Origin of the sequence: Acinetobacter sp. AOR18_HL (assembly GCF_027855145.1) — a bacterium.
GTDB classification, from domain to species: domain Bacteria; phylum Pseudomonadota; class Gammaproteobacteria; order Pseudomonadales; family Moraxellaceae; genus Acinetobacter; species Acinetobacter pittii.
Map to the genome: position 1 here is coordinate 1 of NZ_JAKTIG010000029.1, position 17,896 is coordinate 17,896.

Sequence of the window (17,896 nt, forward strand, 5' to 3'; positions counted from 1 at the left end):
GGCAGAGTAAAACTTGAAGTGCGACATAAACCACCTAATTAATTTAAAGGGTTTATGGAGTATATAAAATTGTCATACCATCATCTTAACTTTGAAGATCGTACTGCATTAATGCTTGAGTCAAGAAAAGAAGGCTTTTCAGCCAGAAAATTTGCTGAACTCATTAAAAGACATCCTAGTACGATCTATCGTGAGCTTAAAAGAAATAGCATCAATGACGTTTATCAAGCTCGATATGCTTCTGATAACACCTTCGCTAGACGTAGACGTGGTCACAGAAAACTCAAAATCGATTCAATCCTCTGGAAATTTATTGTTGAAGCGATCCGTTGTTTATGGTCTCCTCAGCAAATAGCAAAGCGTTTAAAGACATTTCCTGATTTGGATCAAACAATGAATGTAAGCCATACAACGATTTATTCAACGATACGAGCATTACCCAAGGGTGAGTTGAAAAAAGACTTATTATCCTGTCTGCGTCATGAAAATAAAAAGCGAAAAGCTAACGGTGAACCTAAAAAAGATTCTATATTACAGGATATTAAAACTATTCATGAGCGCCCAGCCGAAGTTCAAGAAAGAAAAATACCGGGTCATTGGGAAGCTGATTTAATTAAAGGTAAAGACAATAAAAGTTCGATAGCAACACTTATTGAACGAAATACACGGCTCTGTATCTTGGCAACATTACCTGATGCAAAGGCAGAATCAGTGCGCAAGGCTTTAACTGAAGCTCTGAAATATTTACCTGCAGAACTGCGTAAAACGTTGACCTATGACCGTGGACGCGAGATGTCAGAACATAAAATACTCGAAGAAGATTTAGGCATAGATGTATATTTCTGTGACCCACATTCACCTTGGCAAAAAGGCACATGCGAAAATATGAATGGTTTAATTAGGCAATATTTACCTAAAGGGATTGATTTAAATCAGGCAGATCAGCATTATTTAAATCAAGTTGCCATGTCACTGAATACTCGTCCTAGAAAGGCGTTAGATTGGCTTACACCATTAGAGAAATTTGCTCAGCTTGTTGATTATCATATGGCTTTTGAAACTGTCGCACCTCATGTTTGAATTCGCCCTTTTATAAATATAAAGGCTTCTCAGCAAGACATAGATTTGATATGCAAGCAACTGAGACAGAAATGCAGTGGTGAAGCTATCCTGTGGAAGGGAAAAAATACGCAAGATTCGATTTATTACCTAATAGATGAAAGTCCACAAATTGTTCAGGTTAAGAAGCAAAATAATCAATATAAAGTAGTTGATCAATGGGACTTTAAAGATTATCAACATCATAATAAAGAGCCTCATAACGATGATTTGGGACCAGATGGATTACAAATCTTTCCAGCTTTATATCCCTTAAATAAAAATGAGTTTGCAATCGCAGTAGTTAATAGATGGTTTACGGGTTACTCAGGAGGAGGGCGTTTTGAAGAAAATGCTGACTTCATTAAGCTCAAACCTCATGGGGAGTATCAAGTTGCACTAAAAGATATTGCTTTTTCTTCACGAGAAATGATTCGAGCATGTTTTTCAGAACAAGATTATAAAAAATCGCCCCATTGTCATGATGAGGCATGGATGATACTAAACATTCAATTTAAAGATGTGGGACAACCATATTATTTATGGCAATTAAATTATAATAATTATTCTTGGGAAGCTTTCAAAAGTAAAAAAACAATAACGGTTGAGCAATCGCGTGAAGAGGTTATGCCTTTTAAGAAATAGAAGCCTATCTTGCTCACTTTAGCCAGACAGGCGTCTCACTTTAGCGAACAATTAACACAGGAATATGGCTTTCCCATAAAACTTTTTGTGCAACACTTCCCAACACGAGTTTTCGGACTCCCGTGCGGCCATGAGAACCCATGACAATCAGATCTGCATTTAAGTCTTGAGCAGCCTGAATGATTTCCTCATGTACAACAAAACCTTCTAGCAGTTTTGTTTCAACGGTAACGCCTTCATTGGCAAATTCTTGTTTTGCTTTTTCTAAAATGTCGAGCAAATAAGTTCTTGTACGTTCAATCAACTCATTAGTTTGGCCAGTTTTTACGTAGACATCAGCAATAAATGGGTCAAGTGCCATCACTTGTACAACTGTAATTTTACTATTTAACGCTTTTCCCAGCTTAATGGCCTCTTTCATGGCGACCATAGAAGTTTCAGAACCGTCAATTGGTACCAAAATATGTTGATATAACATGAGTATTTTCCTTATTGTAATGATGCTTATTTATTAATACTTTATACTTATTTTTTGACGATTTAAATTCAAGCACGTAATCATTTGTGATTTTATAACAACAAATTTTTTAGATAAATTTTTATAAATTGCGCAAATTTTTTATATGTGTAGATAAAGCATCAATATCGTCAGTTTGAAGATATTCACGTATTTTCAAAATTTGCTTCTCATCTAAATCATAAAGTTTTAAAGCAAGTAGTTTGTCGATTTGTTCTTGAGGAAAGCGATATTTAATAATTTTCGCAGGCACTCCACCTACAATTGCATAGGGAGGAACATCTTTAGTTACTACGGCTCCAGTGGCGACCACTGCGCCTTCACCGAGTTTGACACCTTGCATAATCATTGCACGGCTACCAATCCAGCAGCCATCAGAAATAACAGTATCACCCGCTGCCAAAAAACTACGAGTATCAAAAGGAAAAGTTGAAACCCAGTCTGGTCTGTGAAGTTGATTACCACCCATCATGATCACACACTCAGCGCCAAAACAAACAAAATTACCAATATAAATCTGATCAATTGGCTTGTCTGGAGTAGAGGGCTTGTCATGTAAATAACGCACTACACAACGCTCAAAGCCTTGATCCCAATACGCCGAATAGTAAGAATAATTTCCTTTAATATGGATATTTGGATTTCTCACAGTTTTGGAAATAAACTCAAATTCGCACCAATGACGAACAGGGGAGCCAATTAACTTTTCAGCCATAAGGGAAATATAAAAAAGAGAATACGCCATTATACCGAATTGCGATTCAAGCTGAACCCATAATCTCAGCCCAGCCAGTGAATCGAATGTTAAAGTAAGTGCTAATTTGAACTAATTATTATGAGGAATACGTGCAATAACTTTAATCTCAAAATCAAGGCCTGCTAACCAAGTTACGCCCACAGCGGTCCAATTAGGATAAGGCTTTTGTGTAAAGATCTGATTTTTAACTTTCATAATGCTTTCAAACTGCCGTTCTGGATCGGTATGAAAGGTGGTGACATCAATAATATCATCGAAAGTACAACCAGCTGCTTTCAGTGTCTCTGCTAAGTTCTTAAAAGCTTGGATCACCTGTTTTTCAAAATCAGGTACAGGTGAGCCATCTTCAAGGCTACCAACCTGTCCTGAAACAAAGAGTAAATCTTTCGATTGAATTGCGGCTGAATAACCATGCTGTTCATATAAGGCATGGCGGTCTTTAGGAAATATTGCAGTTCTCATCAGGTTTGTTCTCCTTCAGTATTTAAATACCAATCAGTAAATGTCGCTCAGGTTTCACATACGCTTCGTATGTAAACATAATTGACATACGAGGCGTATGTCAATTAAAATTTTTTGTGATGATTAGCTGGTGAAATACATGTCTGTTCGTGAACAAAAGATGGCGGAAACCCGCAAGAAACTGATTGAAGTAGCACGTCGTGCATTTGCTGAATATGGCTATACAGATACTTCAATGGATAAACTCACGGCAGAAGCAGGGTTGACCCGTGGGGCGCTGTACCATCATTTTGGTGACAAGCGTGGTTTATTTGCTGCAGTGGTCGATCAAATTGATTCACAGATGGCAGAATATGCCCAGCAGCATTTAGAGCAGCCTGGTGATCTTTGGGAAGGATTGCTACTTGAAGGGCAGACCTATATTCAAAATGCTTTAAATCCTGAGTTTCAGCGTATTGTGTTACGTGATGGACCTGCAGTGCTGGGCGATCCAGCGCATTGGCCAAGTCAAAATAGATGTCTGCAGTCTACCCGTGAGTGTGTTGAACAGCTATTGACAGCAGAACAAATTAAAATTGTAGACCCAGAAGCGGCAGCAGTGCTTTTAAATGGGGCTGCCATGAACGCTGCATTATGGGTGGCTTCTAGTGAATATCCTGAACAGGTACTTCCTGAAGCCTTAAATGCTTTTAAAATCTTTGCATCAGGCTTTTTAAAAAATGCATAGTGAACTTTTTTAATATTTGTCTGAAATATAAAAAACCCCTCAATTGAGGGGTTTTATAGTTTAAGTATATCTATTTATAAATTAAAGATATTCTACACTTACGATTTCATATTCCACTTCGCCTTGAGGAGTAACGATTTTTACTTCATCACCTTCACTCTTGCTCAAAAGGCCACGTGCGATTGGTGAGTTCACTGAGATTTTATTGATTTTAAAATCAGCTTCATCATCACCAACAATTTTATAAGTCTTGCGTTCTTCAGTATCAAGGTTTTCAATCGTTACCGTAACACCGAATACAACACGACCGTTTTGTTCTAAGTCCTTAACATCGATGACTTGTGAAGCACCCAATTTTCCTTCGATATCTTGGATGCGTCCTTCACAGAAACCTTGCTGTTCACGAGCAGCATGGTATTCTGCATTTTCTTTTAAGTCCCCATGTTCACGTGCTTCAGCAATTGCTTGAGTAATACGTGGACGTTCAACAGATTTCAGATGTTGTAATTCTTTCTCTAAGGCGATTTTACCTTCAGGGGTCATTGGATAACGTTGCATTTCGGTCCCTCTTAAGTTGAGAAAACACAGTTAAAAAAATGAAAAAATCCCGCCACCGATAAGGTGACGGGACTTATCGGTAAAAAAATTAACCTACAGTTAAATCTTGCAAGCGGTATACATCCATTGGCAATTTCACAGCAAAGGCTTGGCAAACAGCTTCTGCGCCATTGATGGTCGTTGTGTAATACACTTTGCCTTGTAGGGCAGCACGACGAATCATTGCAGAGTCATATTGAGCCTGTTTACCTTCAGTGGTATTGACAATAAGGTGTATTTCACCATTTTTCAAGCGGTCAACAATATGTGGACGACCTTCAGTAACTTTATTTACAGATTCGCATTCTAAACCTGCTTCTTTAAGCACTTGGTAAGTACCACCTGTTGCAACAAGCTTGAAGCCATATTCAACTAATTTCTTAGCGATATCAGCGATATATTTCTTGTCAGATTCACGTACTGATAAGAAAGCATGCTTTACTTCGCCTTCAGTTGGTAAACCAGGTAAGCGTTCATTTGAGCCTAAAACAGCTTTATAGAATGCTTCACCAAATGTTTTACCTACGCCCATCACTTCACCTGTAGATTTCATCTCAGGTCCAAGCATAGGGTCTACGCCTTGGAATTTAGCGAATGGGAAAACGGCTTCCTTCACAGCAAAGTGAGTTGGAATGATTTCTTTAGTAAATCCTTGAGACTCAAGAGATTGACCTGCCATACAGCGCGCAGCAACTTTCGCTAAAGAATCACCAATACACTTAGATACGAATGGAACTGTACGTGAAGCACGTGGGTTAACTTCTAGAACGTAAATATCGTCACCTTTTACAGCGAACTGAACGTTCATCAAGCCAACAACGCCAAGTTCTTTCGCCATCGCAATTGTTTGACGACGCATTTCATCCTGAATTTCTTTAGATAAAGAATAAGGAGGAATTGAACATGCAGAGTCACCTGAGTGAATACCCGCTTGTTCGATATGCTGCATGATGCCGCCGATCACAACGTCTTTACCGTCAGATACACAGTCAACATCAACTTCAGTTGCGTCATCTAGGAAACGGTCAAGAAGAACAGGGGCTTCATTAGATGCTTGAACTGCTTCACGAAGGTAACGTTTAAGTTCTTCTTCGTTATATACGATTTCCATTGCACGACCACCTAATACATAAGATGGGCGAACAACAAGCGGATAACCTACTTTTGCAGCTTCAGAAATACCTTCTTCAGCAGATTTTACAATGCTGTTGTTTGGTTGACGAAGCTGTAAACGTTGAATCATTTGTTGGAAACGTTCACGGTCTTCAGCACGGTCAATCGCATCTGGTGATGTACCGATAATTGGAGTGCCTGCTTCTTCTAAAGCACGTGCCAATTTAAGCGGAGTTTGACCGCCGTACTGTACGATTACGCCTTTAGGTTTCTCTGTACGTACGATTTCAAGTACATCTTCAAGTGTTACAGGTTCGAAGTATAGACGGTCAGATGTGTCATAGTCGGTAGAAACAGTTTCAGGGTTACAGTTCACCATGATTGTTTCGTAACCGTCTTCACGCATAGCTAATGCAGCGTGTACACAGCAGTAGTCAAATTCGATACCTTGACCAATACGGTTTGGACCACCACCAATGACCATGATCTTGTCACGGTTTGATGGATTTGCTTCACATTCTTCATCGTAAGTTGAATACATGTATGCAGTACCAGATTCAAACTCTGCTGCACATGTATCAACGCGTTTGTAAACTGGATAAACACCCAAGTTCCAACGTTGTTTACGGAATTGCTTTTGTGAAATGCCCATGAGGTGAGCAATACGAAGGTCAGATAAACCTTTACGCTTGAACGAACGGATGTTGTCAGCGTTTAAGTCACCAAAACCTAAAGTTTTCACTTGAGCTTCAGTTTTAACGATGTCTTGAATCTGAATAAGGAACCAGCGGTCAATCTTAGTCGCTTCAAAAACTTCATCTAAAGAGAAACCATGACGGAAAGCGTCCGCTACATACCAGATACGCTCAGGACCCGGAACTTTAAGTTCTTTTAGAATAATTTCTTTTGCATTTGTTGCACCAGCTTCGATTTTTTCATCAAAACCGCTTACACCAACTTCAAGACCACGTAATGCTTTTTGTACAGATTCTTGGAAGTTACGGCCAATTGCCATCACTTCACCAACAGATTTCATCTGAGTGGTAAGAACTGGTTCAGCTTGCGGGAATTTCTCGAAGTTAAAACGAGGAATCTTCGTTACAACATAGTCAATTGATGGTTCGAAGCTTGCAGGAGTCACGCCACCAGTGATGTCATTTTTCAATTCATCAAGGGTATAACCAACAGCAAGTTTTGCTGCGATTTTAGCAATCGGGAAACCTGTTGCTTTAGAAGCAAGTGCAGATGAACGAGATACACGAGGGTTCATCTCGATCACAACCATACGTCCGTCTTTCGGGTTAATACCGAACTGGACGTTAGAACCACCTGTTTCAACACCAATTTCACGAAGAACTGCAACTGAAGCATTACGCATCAATTGGTATTCTTTGTCAGTTAATGTTTGAGCTGGTGCTACAGTAATTGAGTCACCAGTGTGTACGCCCATTGGGTCGAAGTTTTCGATGGCACATACGATAATACAGTTGTCGTTTTTGTCACGAACAACTTCCATTTCGTATTCTTTCCAACCAATTAAAGATTCATCGATCAATAACTGGTGAGTAGGAGAGAGGTCAAAACCACGTTCACAAATCTCAAGGAATTCTTCACGGTTATATGCAATACCGCCACCCGAACCACCCATTGTGAATGATGGACGGATAATTACTGGGAAACCAAAGCGTGACTGGATTTCTAAAGCTTCTTCCATTGTTTCAGCAATGGCAGCTTTTGGACATTCCAAGCCAATTTTACGCATAGCGATATCGAAGAGTTTACGATCTTCGGCTTTCTCAATTGCGTCTTTAGTTGCACCAATTAATTCAACATTATATTTCTCAAGAACGCCGTGCTCATCAAGTGCAAGAGCACAGTTCAACGCAGTTTGGCCACCCATAGTTGGCAATACTGCATCTGGACGTTCTTTTTCAATAATCTGTGCAACTGTTTGCCAAGTAATTGGCTCAATATAAGTTGCATCAGCCATTGAAGGGTCTGTCATAATGGTTGCTGGGTTAGAGTTAACCAAAATAACACGGTAGCCTTCTTCACGAAGTGCTTTACACGCTTGAGCACCTGAGTAGTCAAACTCACATGCCTGACCAATCACAATCGGGCCAGCACCAATAATTAAGATGCTTTTAATATCCGTACGTTTAGGCATTATTCGCTCCTTAATTACTGTTTAGATGCTTCGATAAGTTCGATGAAATGATCGAACAATGGGGCACAATCATGTGGACCTGGGCTTGCTTCAGGGTGACCTTGGAAGCTGAAAGCTGGTTTGTCTGTACGGTGAATCCCTTGTAAGGTGCCATCGAACAATGATTTATGCGTTGCTTTTAAGTTAGCCGGTAAAGTTTCAGCATCTACAGCGAAACCATGGTTTTGTGAAGTAATCATCACTGTACCATCTTCAAGATTTTGTACAGGGTGGTTAGCACCGTGGTGACCATGATTCATTTTTACAGTTTTTGCACCAGAAGCGAGTGCCAAGATTTGGTGGCCTAAGCAAATACCAAATACAGGTAATGTTGTGGTTTCAACAATAGTTTTTACAGCTTCGATTGCATAATCACAAGCAGCTGGATCGCCAGGGCCATTTGAAAGGAATACGCCATCCGGATTAAGTGCCAATACTTTTTCAGCCGGAGTTTCTGCAGGTATAACGGTTAATTTGCAACCGCGGTCTGCAAGCATACGCAAGATGTTGGTTTTGACACCGTAATCGTATGCAACTACATGATATTTTAATTCAGGTTGAGAGAAGCCTTGGCCTAGAGTCCATGAACCTTCAGACCATTCAAAACCAGTTGGATCACAACATTCTTTTGCAAGGTCTAAACCGTTTAAGCCACCAAAAGCACGAGCTTTGGCAATTGCTTCTTCTTCAGTAATATTTTCGCCAGCAAGGATGCAACCATTTTGTGCACCTTTGTCACGCAAAATACGTGTTAATTTACGTGTATCAATATCCGCGATTGCAACAACATTGTGTTCTTGCAAATATTCACTCAAAGACTGCTCAGCACGGAAGTTACTGTGTAGTAGAGGAAGGTCACGAATAATTAAACCATTCGCCCATACTTTATGGATACGACCAGATTCAACGTCTTCTGCGTTGCAGCCAGTGTTTCCGATATGAGGGTAAGTTAATGTCACAATTTGTTGTGCATAACTTGGGTCAGTCAAAATTTCTTGATAGCCTGTCATGGCTGTGTTAAAAACGACTTCTCCAGTCGTACTTCCCGTTGCGCCGATTGACGTTCCTTTAAAGATCGTTCCATCTGCGAGGGCTAAAATGGCGGGGGTGCTCAAACCAAAGCTCCTGAATTTCGGCTGTAAAAAAGCGAGTAGACCCAAAAAAGATAGGCGATGTTGTGATAAAACATGCCCCTCCCTATCGGTCTGCTCGCTTGTAACTTAACAGCGCATTATACGCATGGAACCTCAAAAAGTCTATTTATTTTCTGCTAAAAAACATAATTCATTGCTTGATTTTTACAAAAAAATTATCCGCTCATCCGAATCAGTTACTTTTGATAAATTGTCTAACAATTTGCTGGCTGAATTTTTAGAACTGGATTTATTGTATTGCTAGTTAAAAAATAAACAATATGAGGAAATAGCATGAGTAATGATCAAGTTTCAAAAGATGTGAGCGAGAAAGCTCAAGCAGTAGTTGATTCGGTAAAAGCCGAGGTGAATGAAGTGAAAGAAACCGTAGCTGCTACTACAACTAAAGCGAAAAGAACAGTAACTGCTAAAACTGCGCAAGTAAAAGAAAGTGTTGCCGAGAAAACTGAGCAGATTAAAGAAGTTGCTACAGAAGCGAAAACTCAGGTGAAAGAAGCTATCACTGAAACTCAAGAGCAGGTCAAAGAAGTTTTAAGTGAAACTCAAGAAAAAATTGAAGCTGAAACTCATGAGTTAAACAAGAATATTCAAAATCAATTTGTTCAAATTAAACAAGATATTCTACAACGTCTTGATGTGATTAAAGCTCAGTTTAGCACTTCACAAGAAGGACTTTCTGAACTTAAAAATGCTTTGAAAGCAGAAATTAACGCGCTTATCGAAGATTTGACTAAAGTCAGTAAAGAATTAAAAGGTGATATTAGCCAGATTTCTTTGAAGCACAAAGATTCTTTAAGTGAAAGTATTAAGCGTACTAAAAATAATGCAGTTGAAGCCTGGAATAAAGCACGAGATAACTAACGATCTTAGCTTTTAGCCAGCTATAAAAAAGCGAGAATTAATTTCTCGCTTTTTTATTTTTTAAAACTGATGTAACCAGTCACGCTTATTATGGAAATCTGCACTTTTTCCACTATGCTGCATTGCATAGTACTGCATACCTTCTTGGGTTTTTAAAACTGCAGTTAAACCTAAATAAAGGTTTGACCATTTCAAGCGATGCTGTTGCATAAATTGCCCCAAATCAAGACTAACATTTAAGCCATAATGAGTACGTTTGAGATGGTTCAGTTCGATATCGTAAGCAGCAAGGGGAGGTATACTTTCTGGATAGCGATATTCTTCAAACTGATAAGACTGCCATGCTTGAGAAGGGGAAAGGTTAATTTCCCGATAATAATCTTCATCATGCACGCCAACAAAAATTTCGAAACAAGTTTCTTCCCACAAAAAATCCTGACGCGGATGAGCCGCGACTTCTTGGGGCCAGACAATGAGTTGATTTGGATCACGAATCCAAAAACCGACATTTAAGGTGTGCGGTCCTTGCTGTTCAATTGCGCCAACAACAGAAACAGCATGAAAACGATCAAAAGCTGAAAGTTCGTAACTTGCCATAGTTTGTCAAATCAAATTAGTTTGCTAAATGAGCGTGGCGAACAAGATTAGACAAATGCTGGTTTTGCTTAGCTGCTTTTTTGTAAAGTAAAACAATTTTACCAATCTTTTGCACAGCTTCTGCGCCAGTCGCTTCTACAATTGCATCAATCACAGCAGTACGTGCTTCACGGTCTTCACCAGCAACTTTAACTTTAATAAGTTCGTGGTCGTTTAAAGCACGAAGAGTTTCTTCGATAACAGCATCTGTTAAGCCTTGTCCACCAATCATGACAACCGGATTAAGCACATGACCAATTTGACGTAAACGTTTACGTTCATGGATAGATAAAGCGGCCATTAAAAATACCTGATTTTAAAAACGACTTAGTATAGCAAAAAACTTAAATTCAGATGTACGAAAAACTGTATAAATAATCGATCAACATTATTGGAAAAAAACTGTAAAACTTGGTGAGATTACGCTACATCCGTACTGTAATGAGAGTAATTTTCACGTACAATGAACGATCAGAAGTTTTTTTGATATTTAGTGAGTTATGGCAACACGCATTACAAACCAGAAATTGTCGAAAAGTAGTCGTGCGTGGATGAGGGAACATCTAGACGATCCTTTTGTAAAAAAAGCACAAAAGGAAGGGTATCGTGCGCGAGCAGCATATAAACTTCTTGAAATCCAGGAAAAATATAAGTTGATCAAGCCAGGCATGACGGTAGTCGATTTGGGTGCAGCTCCTGGTAGCTGGTCTCAAATTGCTGGAAAACTTGTGGGTAGCAAAGGTTTAGTGATTGCTTCCGATATTTTGCCCATGGATGCTTTGCCTGATGTCACTTTCTTACAAGGCGACTTTAGAGAAGAAGCTGTATTTGAAAAATTGTTAAATATTTTAAATGGGCGACAAGTAGACATTGTAATTTCTGATATGGCCCCCAATACATCAGGTAATAGGGCTGTTGATCAACCTAGACAGATTTACTTATGTGAACTGGCTTTAGATTTTGCTCAAAAGGTTCTTGGACCTAATGGACAGTTTGTGGTTAAAGTGTTCCAAGGCGCAGGATTCGATGAGTTTCGCAAACAAGTGGTTGATAGTTTTGATGTGTTAAAGACAGCAAAACCAGCAGCTTCTCGGGCGCGCTCTAAAGAAGTTTTTTTGGTTGGACAAGGGCGTAAGAAAGCATTGCAATAAAGTTTACTTGCCAAGCTCCTAAAAATTGTGCATTTTGTACTTTTAGGTTATCCGCAAGCAATACAGTTGCTGTTTTTATGACGATCAGCCAAGATTGGGCATGATCAAATTAGATCGATATGGGAATAAAGCTTTGAGCGATTACTTCAAGAATGCCGTATTGTGGCTAATAATACTTGGTGTTCTGATTTTAATTTTCAGTAATATCAGTGACCGCAATAAGCCTACTGCGATGAAATACTCAGATTTCGTTGCAGCGGTGAATGCTGGCCAAATTAAGCAAGTCACAATTGACGGTTTAAATATTAATGGTGAAAAAACTAACGGATCACAGTTTGAAACTGTTCGTCCGCAAGTTGAAGACACTGAGCTTATGCCGAGCTTAAATAAGCAAAATGTTGTTGTAGAGGGAACAGCTCCTCAACGTCAAGGCATTTTGATGCAACTTCTCATTGCTAGTTTCCCTGTACTGTTAATCATTCTGTTATTCATGTTCTTTATGCGTAACATGGGTGGTGGTGCAGGCGGAAAAAATGGACCGATGAGTTTTGGTAAGTCGAAAGCAAAAATGCTTTCTGAAGACCAAATCAAAGTTAATTTTTCTGACGTTGCCGGCTGTGATGAAGCAAAACAAGAAGTTGTTGAAATTGTAGATTTCTTAAAAGACCCTGCAAAATTCAAACGTTTGGGCGCTACCATTCCTCGTGGCGTACTTATGGTTGGTCCTCCGGGTACTGGTAAAACGTTATTAGCCAAAGCAATTGCTGGTGAAGCTAAAGTTCCTTTCTTCAGCATTTCAGGTTCTGACTTTGTCGAAATGTTCGTGGGTGTGGGTGCGTCCCGTGTCCGTGATATGTTTGAGCAAGCGAAGCGTCATGCGCCTTGTATTATCTTTATTGACGAGATTGATGCAGTAGGACGTCATCGTGGTTCAGGTACAGGTGGTGGTCATGATGAACGTGAACAAACCTTGAACCAAATGCTTGTAGAGATGGATGGTTTTGAAGGTAACGAAGGTGTAATCGTAATTGCTGCGACGAACCGTGTTGATGTCTTGGATAAAGCATTATTACGTCCAGGTCGTTTTGACCGTCAAGTAATGGTAGGTTTACCTGACATTCGTGGTCGTGAGCAGATTCTGAATGTACATTTGAAAAAATTACCTTCAGTTACGGGTGTGGATGTTAAAGTTCTATCTCGTGGTACTCCAGGTTTCTCTGGTGCACAGTTGGCAAACCTGGTTAACGAAGCTGCATTATTTGCTGCACGCCGTAATAAGAACACTGTTGACATGCATGACTTTGAAGATGCAAAAGACAAAATCTACATGGGACCAGAGCGTAAATCGATGGTTTTAAGTGAAGAAGAACGTCGTGCAACTGCTTATCATGAAGCGGGTCATGCGATTGTTGCCGAGATTTTACCGGGTACAGATCCTGTTCATAAAGTAACGATTATGCCGCGTGGTTGGGCTTTAGGTGTAACTTGGCAGTTACCTGAACAAGACCAAATTAGCCACTATAAAGACAAGATGCTAAACGAAATTGCAATTTTGTTTGGTGGTCGTATTGCTGAAGAAGTATTTATCCAACAGCAATCTACTGGTGCTTCAAATGACTTTGAGCGAGCTACTAAAATGGCACGTGCAATGGTTACGAAGTACGGTATGTCTGACAAAATGGGTGTAATGGTTTACGAAGATGAAAACCAAAATGGTTTCTTTGGTAATGTGGGAAGCCGTACGATTTCTGAAGCAACTCAACAGTTAGTTGATGAAGAAGTACGTCGTATTCTTGATGAGCAATATAAAGTTGCACGTAATATCTTAGAAGGTAATAAAGATATTGCACATGCGATGGTAAAAGCTTTGATGGAATGGGAAACTATTGATCGTGATCAAATCCGTGACATTATGGAAGGCCGTGAGCCACAACCGCCTAAAGTATATGTTGCTGAAAATCCAGTGGCTGCATTTGAACCACCAAAAGATGGTCCATCTACACCACCACCATTGCCAGCAATGAACTAATAATTAGTTAATTAAAAAAGCCACAGTCATGTGGCTTTTTTTATGGGCTTGAGTTTGTTAAAAGCTAAAAACAAATCAACACCATATATAGAGGATAATTGCTAAAATACAGCCTGATTTTAAACTGGAGCTTTTTATGCAACTAATGCCTTTGCCTCAACAGATTTTACAGTGTGGACAGCTTCAGTTAGATCTATCACAGCCTCACGTTATGGGCATATTAAATGTCACACCAGATTCTTTTAGTGATGGTGGAAAGCATAATCAAGTAGATCAAGCGATTGCTTATGCACTAGCCATGGTAGAGCAAGGTGCTACCATTATTGATATTGGTGGTGAGTCTACCCGTCCAGGAGCATCTGAAGTAAGCGTAGAAGAAGAAATACGAAGAGTTGTGCCCGTAGTTGAAGCTTTAGCTAAACATAATATTGTTCTATCAATTGATACAAGTCAGCCTGATGTTATTCGTGCAGCGAAAGAAGCAGGAGCACATATTTGGAATGATGTACGTGCGCTTACTCGTCCCAATGCTTTAAAAACGGCAGCAGATCTGGATATACCCGTAGTGATCATGCATATGCGTGGTGAGCCGACTACAATGAATCAGTTAGACCAATATACGGACGTAACCTTAGATGTTATAGCGGAACTCCAGCAGCGCGTGAATGAAGCTTTAAATGCGGGCGTGAAAAAACATAATATTATTATTGATCCTGGGTTTGGTTTTGCAAAAAATGCGCAGCAAAATTTAAGACTATTAAAAGAATTTTGGAAGCTTGGTGAAATGGGTTATCCGATTTTATCTGGCCTATCTCGTAAACGTTTTATTGGTGAAGCATTAAAGGGTGCAACTGCAGATCAGCGTGCGGTAGGAAGCGTTGCGGGGCATTTGCTTAGTATTCAGCAAGGAGCATGCATTGTTAGAGCGCATGATGTCAAAGCAATGACTGATGCAATTCTAGTTTGGAAGGCGATGATACAAGCCTAGCAAAGTAGGCTTTATAAAATCAGGTAGTAACTCATTAATTTAATGAGCTAGATGATTGAGTCAGGGAAAAATATCGTTATTCTTTTGAAAATATGTTATAAGCGGCAAGTTTTTGCTGTTGTGTAAACTTTTGTATGTTCGAAGACTTACTTCTCCCGATGTTTGATGATGAATATTATCCAGATATTTTGGTCGCTGAACTAAAGCAGCTCATTGAACAATTTGCTAAAAAAGTTCAGAAGCCTGCCTTAGCTGAGCAGGATATCTATCGATATGCTCATCAGACTGTGATTGAAATTAATGAAATGAAACCTCAGTTCGAAGATCTAGATTCTTCGTTAGATGATAGTGCTGCTGACTATATTGCTGAAGCAATGATGATGGTAGCACAGGAAGCTGGATATTTAGATCTAGAAATGGAAGAGCTGGTGATGAATCGAGAGTGGTGATTACTCTCGATTTTCAATATCTTCAAATACATCTAACAAGTGGCAAGATGCCTTTAAATGTATTTCGTCTATTTCTTTAACTTTTAAAACTAAAACACCATTCTCTTGATAATCTGCGTCCGCTAACAAACTGACCCAATAAGTTTCTCTTTTTTGTTCCAGCGTTTTAAATTTATCTATTATCTGTTCGGGTGCTTTAACTAAATAATCATCTTTGGTAATAGAGCAACGTGAAAAATACCAATTGTTGTCTTTGAAAGAAAGGGTACCAGAGAAAAGATCTGTGGCGTAAACCTTTGTTATAAAAAGGGTAGTGCAAACGAGTAATAATATTCTTATCATAAAATTCATTTTGATTAGGCATAAAAAAACCAGCATACGCTGGATTCTTTGTAGCACCAAATTCAATATTTGAAAATGGTGCCCGGGGCCGGACTCGAACCGGCACGCTTTGTGGGCGGGGGATTTTAAATCCCCTGTGTCTACCTATTTCACCACCCGGGCATGTGCGCAATAATAGAGGACAAGTGCGCGATTGGCAAGAGAAAATCAGAGAGTTTGCTTTATTTTCAATCAGTTCTTGTTGGTATTTATATAAATTGACCAATTTGTGTCATGATTTGTTCATTAAACTGAGATCAGTTGTTCATCTTATCTACCTAAATTTAAGACACTCATTGCTTAAAACTTAGGTAATTTTATGTCAGAGAAAATTTCACGCCGAGAATTAATTCAAAAGAGTCTGTTCGGTTTTGGGGCGCTATCTTTGCCTGTAGCTTTTACGGGGTGTAATGATGGTTCCGATGAGGAGGAGGGTTCAGAAACACAAGCAGATTTTTTACATGGAGTTGCGAGCGGCGACCCATTGCAAGATAAAGTAATTTTATGGACGCGTTTAACACCAGTAGACCTTAGTGCACCTCTTAAGGTGACTTGGGAAATTGCTACCGATGATCAGTTCAAGCAGAATTTAAAGACTGGTACGGTTCAAACGACTAAAACTGACGATTTTACCGTGAAGGTGGATGCAACAGGTCTACAAGCAGGTACGACTTATTATTATCGCTTTCGATTTGGTAGTAAAGTCTCGCCAATAGGGCAAACTAAAACTTTACCTGTAACTACTAATAAGGTTAGCTTTGCAGTATGTTCTTGTTCTAATTATCCTGCGGGTTATTTTTACGTTTATCGTGAAATGGCAAAACAGAACGTGGATGTAGTGATTCATTTGGGCGATTATATTTATGAATATGGGGCTGATGGCTATGCGACAGAAGATGCTGCAAAGCTGGGCCGTACTTTACCGTCCGATAATAATAAAGAAATTATTGAGTTAGATGGTTATCGCAAGCGTTATGCGCTGTATCGTCAAGATAAAGACTTACAGGCCGCTCATCAGCGTCATCCTTTTATTGTAATTTGGGATGACCATGAGTTAGCAAATGATACTTGGCGTGAAGGGGCTGAGAATCATACGGAAGAAACTCCAAAAGCAAAGAATGAAGGTAAGTTTTTAGAAAGAAAGCTAGCGGCTTTACAAGCTTATTTTGAATGGATGCCTATCCGTCCTATCGATGATCAGCATACTAAGATTTATCGCCGGTTTGATTTTGGGGGGCTTGTCAATTTAATGATGTTAGATACTCGCATTATTGCCCGTGATGAGCAGTTGGATTATGGCAAGTATATAACAGCAAATGGTTTGGATATTGCAAAATTCCAAGCAGATTTGACTAATCCAATGCGGACCTTAATGGGTGAAACTCAGCGTGAGTGGTTATTAGGTAGTAAAGAGAAAAATATAGTAGGTCTCTTACAAAGTTCAACTGCAACATGGAATGTTGTGGGACAGCAAGTCTTAATGAGTAAAATGTGGATTCCTGCTGAGTTGTTGGCATCGCTGGGGCAAATTACTTCAGGCGGAACATCGCCAGATACGTTAGCTAAAATGAATGCGCAAATTACAGAATTAGTCACATTAAAATTACGATTAGAGCAGGGTGATCCAACTTTAACTGTTCAAGAAAAAGCTCGAGTCACAACTTTAGTTCCATATAACCTTGATGCTTGGGATGGTTACTATGCTGAGCGAGAGTTCTTTTACACTAAATTGGCAGAGTTTAATAAGAAAATTATTGTTTTGGCAGGCGATACCCATAATGCGTGGACATCTTACTTATATAGCCAAAAGGGTGAATATGTCGGGGTTGAACTGGCGACAAGTTCGGTTTCTTCACCGGGTCTTGAAAAATATTTAAGTATTCCGCTAGCTCAGTTGCAGCAATTTGAATTTGCCTTTACGACGCTTATCGATGAATTGGCATATTGTAATTTAAATCAGCGGGGTTATTTGATGGTTACACTAGATGATAAGCAGGTGCTGTCGGATTGGATTTTTGTAGATTCAATTAAAAATGCAGAATATAAAGTAGATTCTAGTCGAGGTTATCAATTGGTGTTGGATGCGAATTTAACACCTGAAAAAGATAAGCAAAAAACTGCTTAA

Annotated in this window: 18 protein-coding genes, 1 tRNA gene and 1 pseudogene; 10 read left to right on the plus strand and 10 right to left on the minus strand. The window is 39.4% G+C overall.

Going from position 1 to position 17,896, the window contains the following annotated elements; translation table 11 throughout:
* Window positions 1-54: 54 nt before the first annotated feature.
* Together MKL51_RS07085 and MKL51_RS07090 are read left to right on the plus strand one after the other, a co-directional pair.
* Complete coding sequence (locus MKL51_RS07085) at window positions 55-1,080, plus strand: IS30-like element ISAba125 family transposase (protein ID WP_004994718.1); 1,026 nt, start codon at window positions 55-57, stop codon at window positions 1,078-1,080.
* Complete coding sequence (locus MKL51_RS07090) at window positions 1,081-1,743, plus strand: hypothetical protein (RefSeq protein ID WP_270904281.1); 663 nt, start codon at window positions 1,081-1,083, stop codon at window positions 1,741-1,743.
* Between the two features lie 40 nt (window positions 1,744-1,783).
* Here the strand turns inward: MKL51_RS07090 and MKL51_RS07095 are convergent, their stop codons facing one another.
* The 3 genes from MKL51_RS07095 to MKL51_RS07105 all read right to left on the minus strand — a co-directional run bounded on the left by MKL51_RS07095 (window position 1,784) and on the right by MKL51_RS07105 (window position 3,479).
* On the minus strand, window positions 1,784-2,221 hold the full coding sequence (locus MKL51_RS07095; protein WP_032042577.1) for a universal stress protein: 438 nt from the start codon (window positions 2,219-2,221) through the stop codon (window positions 1,784-1,786).
* Window positions 2,222-2,342: 121 nt separating this feature from the next.
* The gene (locus MKL51_RS07100; RefSeq protein WP_017480486.1) at window positions 2,343-2,975 is read right to left on the minus strand and encodes a CatB-related O-acetyltransferase; all 633 of its coding nucleotides are present in this window, start codon (window positions 2,973-2,975) and stop codon (window positions 2,343-2,345) included.
* Window positions 2,976-3,086: 111 nt separating this feature from the next.
* Window positions 3,087-3,479, minus strand: a complete 393-nt coding sequence (locus MKL51_RS07105; protein WP_080973536.1) for a RidA family protein — start codon at window positions 3,477-3,479, stop codon at window positions 3,087-3,089.
* A 139-nt stretch (window positions 3,480-3,618) separates the two neighbouring features.
* On the opposite strand from MKL51_RS07105, the pseudogene MKL51_RS07110 reads away from it, so the two are divergent.
* A pseudogene (locus tag MKL51_RS07110) lies at window positions 3,619-4,219 on the plus strand (TetR/AcrR family transcriptional regulator).
* Between the two features lie 68 nt (window positions 4,220-4,287).
* On the opposite strand, the gene greA reads toward MKL51_RS07110, so the two are convergent.
* The 3 genes from greA to carA form a co-directional block, all read right to left on the minus strand.
* A complete protein-coding gene (gene greA, locus MKL51_RS07115; RefSeq protein ID WP_002115570.1) occupies window positions 4,288-4,764 on the minus strand; it encodes a transcription elongation factor GreA in 477 nt (158 codons plus the stop codon).
* Between the two features lie 88 nt (window positions 4,765-4,852).
* A complete protein-coding gene (gene carB, locus MKL51_RS07120; protein WP_005067595.1) occupies window positions 4,853-8,083 on the minus strand; it encodes a carbamoyl-phosphate synthase large subunit in 3,231 nt (1,076 codons plus the stop codon).
* Window positions 8,084-8,097: 14 nt separating this feature from the next.
* The gene (gene carA / locus MKL51_RS07125) at window positions 8,098-9,237 is read right to left on the minus strand and encodes a glutamine-hydrolyzing carbamoyl-phosphate synthase small subunit (protein ID WP_017480488.1); all 1,140 of its coding nucleotides are present in this window, start codon (window positions 9,235-9,237) and stop codon (window positions 8,098-8,100) included.
* A 124-nt stretch (window positions 9,238-9,361) separates the two neighbouring features.
* Between carA and MKL51_RS07130 the strand changes: the two genes are divergently transcribed.
* Together MKL51_RS07130 and MKL51_RS07135 are read left to right on the plus strand one after the other, a co-directional pair.
* A complete protein-coding gene (locus MKL51_RS07130) occupies window positions 9,362-9,520 on the plus strand; it encodes a hypothetical protein (protein ID WP_002115567.1) in 159 nt (52 codons plus the stop codon).
* 29 nt (window positions 9,521-9,549) lie between these two features.
* Window positions 9,550-10,137 (plus strand): hypothetical protein, encoded by a 588-nt coding sequence (locus MKL51_RS07135; RefSeq protein ID WP_005072962.1) that lies wholly within the window; start codon window positions 9,550-9,552, stop codon window positions 10,135-10,137.
* A gap of 60 nt (window positions 10,138-10,197) precedes the next feature.
* Here MKL51_RS07135 and MKL51_RS07140 read toward each other — a convergent pair whose 3' ends face one another.
* Together MKL51_RS07140 and yhbY are read right to left on the minus strand one after the other, a co-directional pair.
* Complete coding sequence (locus MKL51_RS07140; RefSeq protein WP_032007537.1) at window positions 10,198-10,734, minus strand: DOMON-like domain-containing protein; 537 nt, start codon at window positions 10,732-10,734, stop codon at window positions 10,198-10,200.
* A gap of 16 nt (window positions 10,735-10,750) precedes the next feature.
* Entirely contained in the window at window positions 10,751-11,074 is a 324-nt protein-coding gene (gene yhbY, locus MKL51_RS07145; RefSeq protein WP_002115576.1) for a ribosome assembly RNA-binding protein YhbY, read from the minus strand.
* Window positions 11,075-11,273: 199 nt separating this feature from the next.
* On the opposite strand from yhbY, the gene rlmE reads away from it, so the two are divergent.
* The 4 genes from rlmE to MKL51_RS07165 all read left to right on the plus strand — a co-directional run bounded on the left by rlmE (window position 11,274) and on the right by MKL51_RS07165 (window position 15,390).
* Window positions 11,274-11,924, plus strand: a complete 651-nt coding sequence (rlmE, locus tag MKL51_RS07150; protein WP_000235573.1) for a 23S rRNA (uridine(2552)-2'-O)-methyltransferase RlmE — start codon at window positions 11,274-11,276, stop codon at window positions 11,922-11,924.
* Window positions 11,925-12,057: 133 nt separating this feature from the next.
* Window positions 12,058-13,953 (plus strand): ATP-dependent zinc metalloprotease FtsH, encoded by a 1,896-nt coding sequence (gene ftsH, locus MKL51_RS07155; protein ID WP_270904282.1) that lies wholly within the window; start codon window positions 12,058-12,060, stop codon window positions 13,951-13,953.
* 136 nt (window positions 13,954-14,089) lie between these two features.
* Entirely contained in the window at window positions 14,090-14,941 is an 852-nt protein-coding gene (gene folP / locus MKL51_RS07160) for a dihydropteroate synthase (protein WP_032007536.1), read from the plus strand.
* Between the two features lie 134 nt (window positions 14,942-15,075).
* The gene (locus MKL51_RS07165) at window positions 15,076-15,390 is read left to right on the plus strand and encodes a DUF5713 family protein (RefSeq protein ID WP_005067609.1); all 315 of its coding nucleotides are present in this window, start codon (window positions 15,076-15,078) and stop codon (window positions 15,388-15,390) included.
* Here the strand turns inward: MKL51_RS07165 and MKL51_RS07170 are convergent, their stop codons facing one another.
* Window positions 15,391-15,732 (minus strand): hypothetical protein, encoded by a 342-nt coding sequence (locus MKL51_RS07170; protein WP_199962073.1) that lies wholly within the window; start codon window positions 15,730-15,732, stop codon window positions 15,391-15,393.
* A 76-nt stretch (window positions 15,733-15,808) separates the two neighbouring features.
* A tRNA-Leu gene (locus MKL51_RS07175) sits at window positions 15,809-15,894 on the minus strand.
* A 196-nt stretch (window positions 15,895-16,090) separates the two neighbouring features.
* On the opposite strand from MKL51_RS07175, the gene MKL51_RS07180 reads away from it, so the two are divergent.
* The gene (locus tag MKL51_RS07180) at window positions 16,091-17,896 is read left to right on the plus strand and encodes an alkaline phosphatase D family protein (RefSeq protein WP_032042574.1); all 1,806 of its coding nucleotides are present in this window, start codon (window positions 16,091-16,093) and stop codon (window positions 17,894-17,896) included.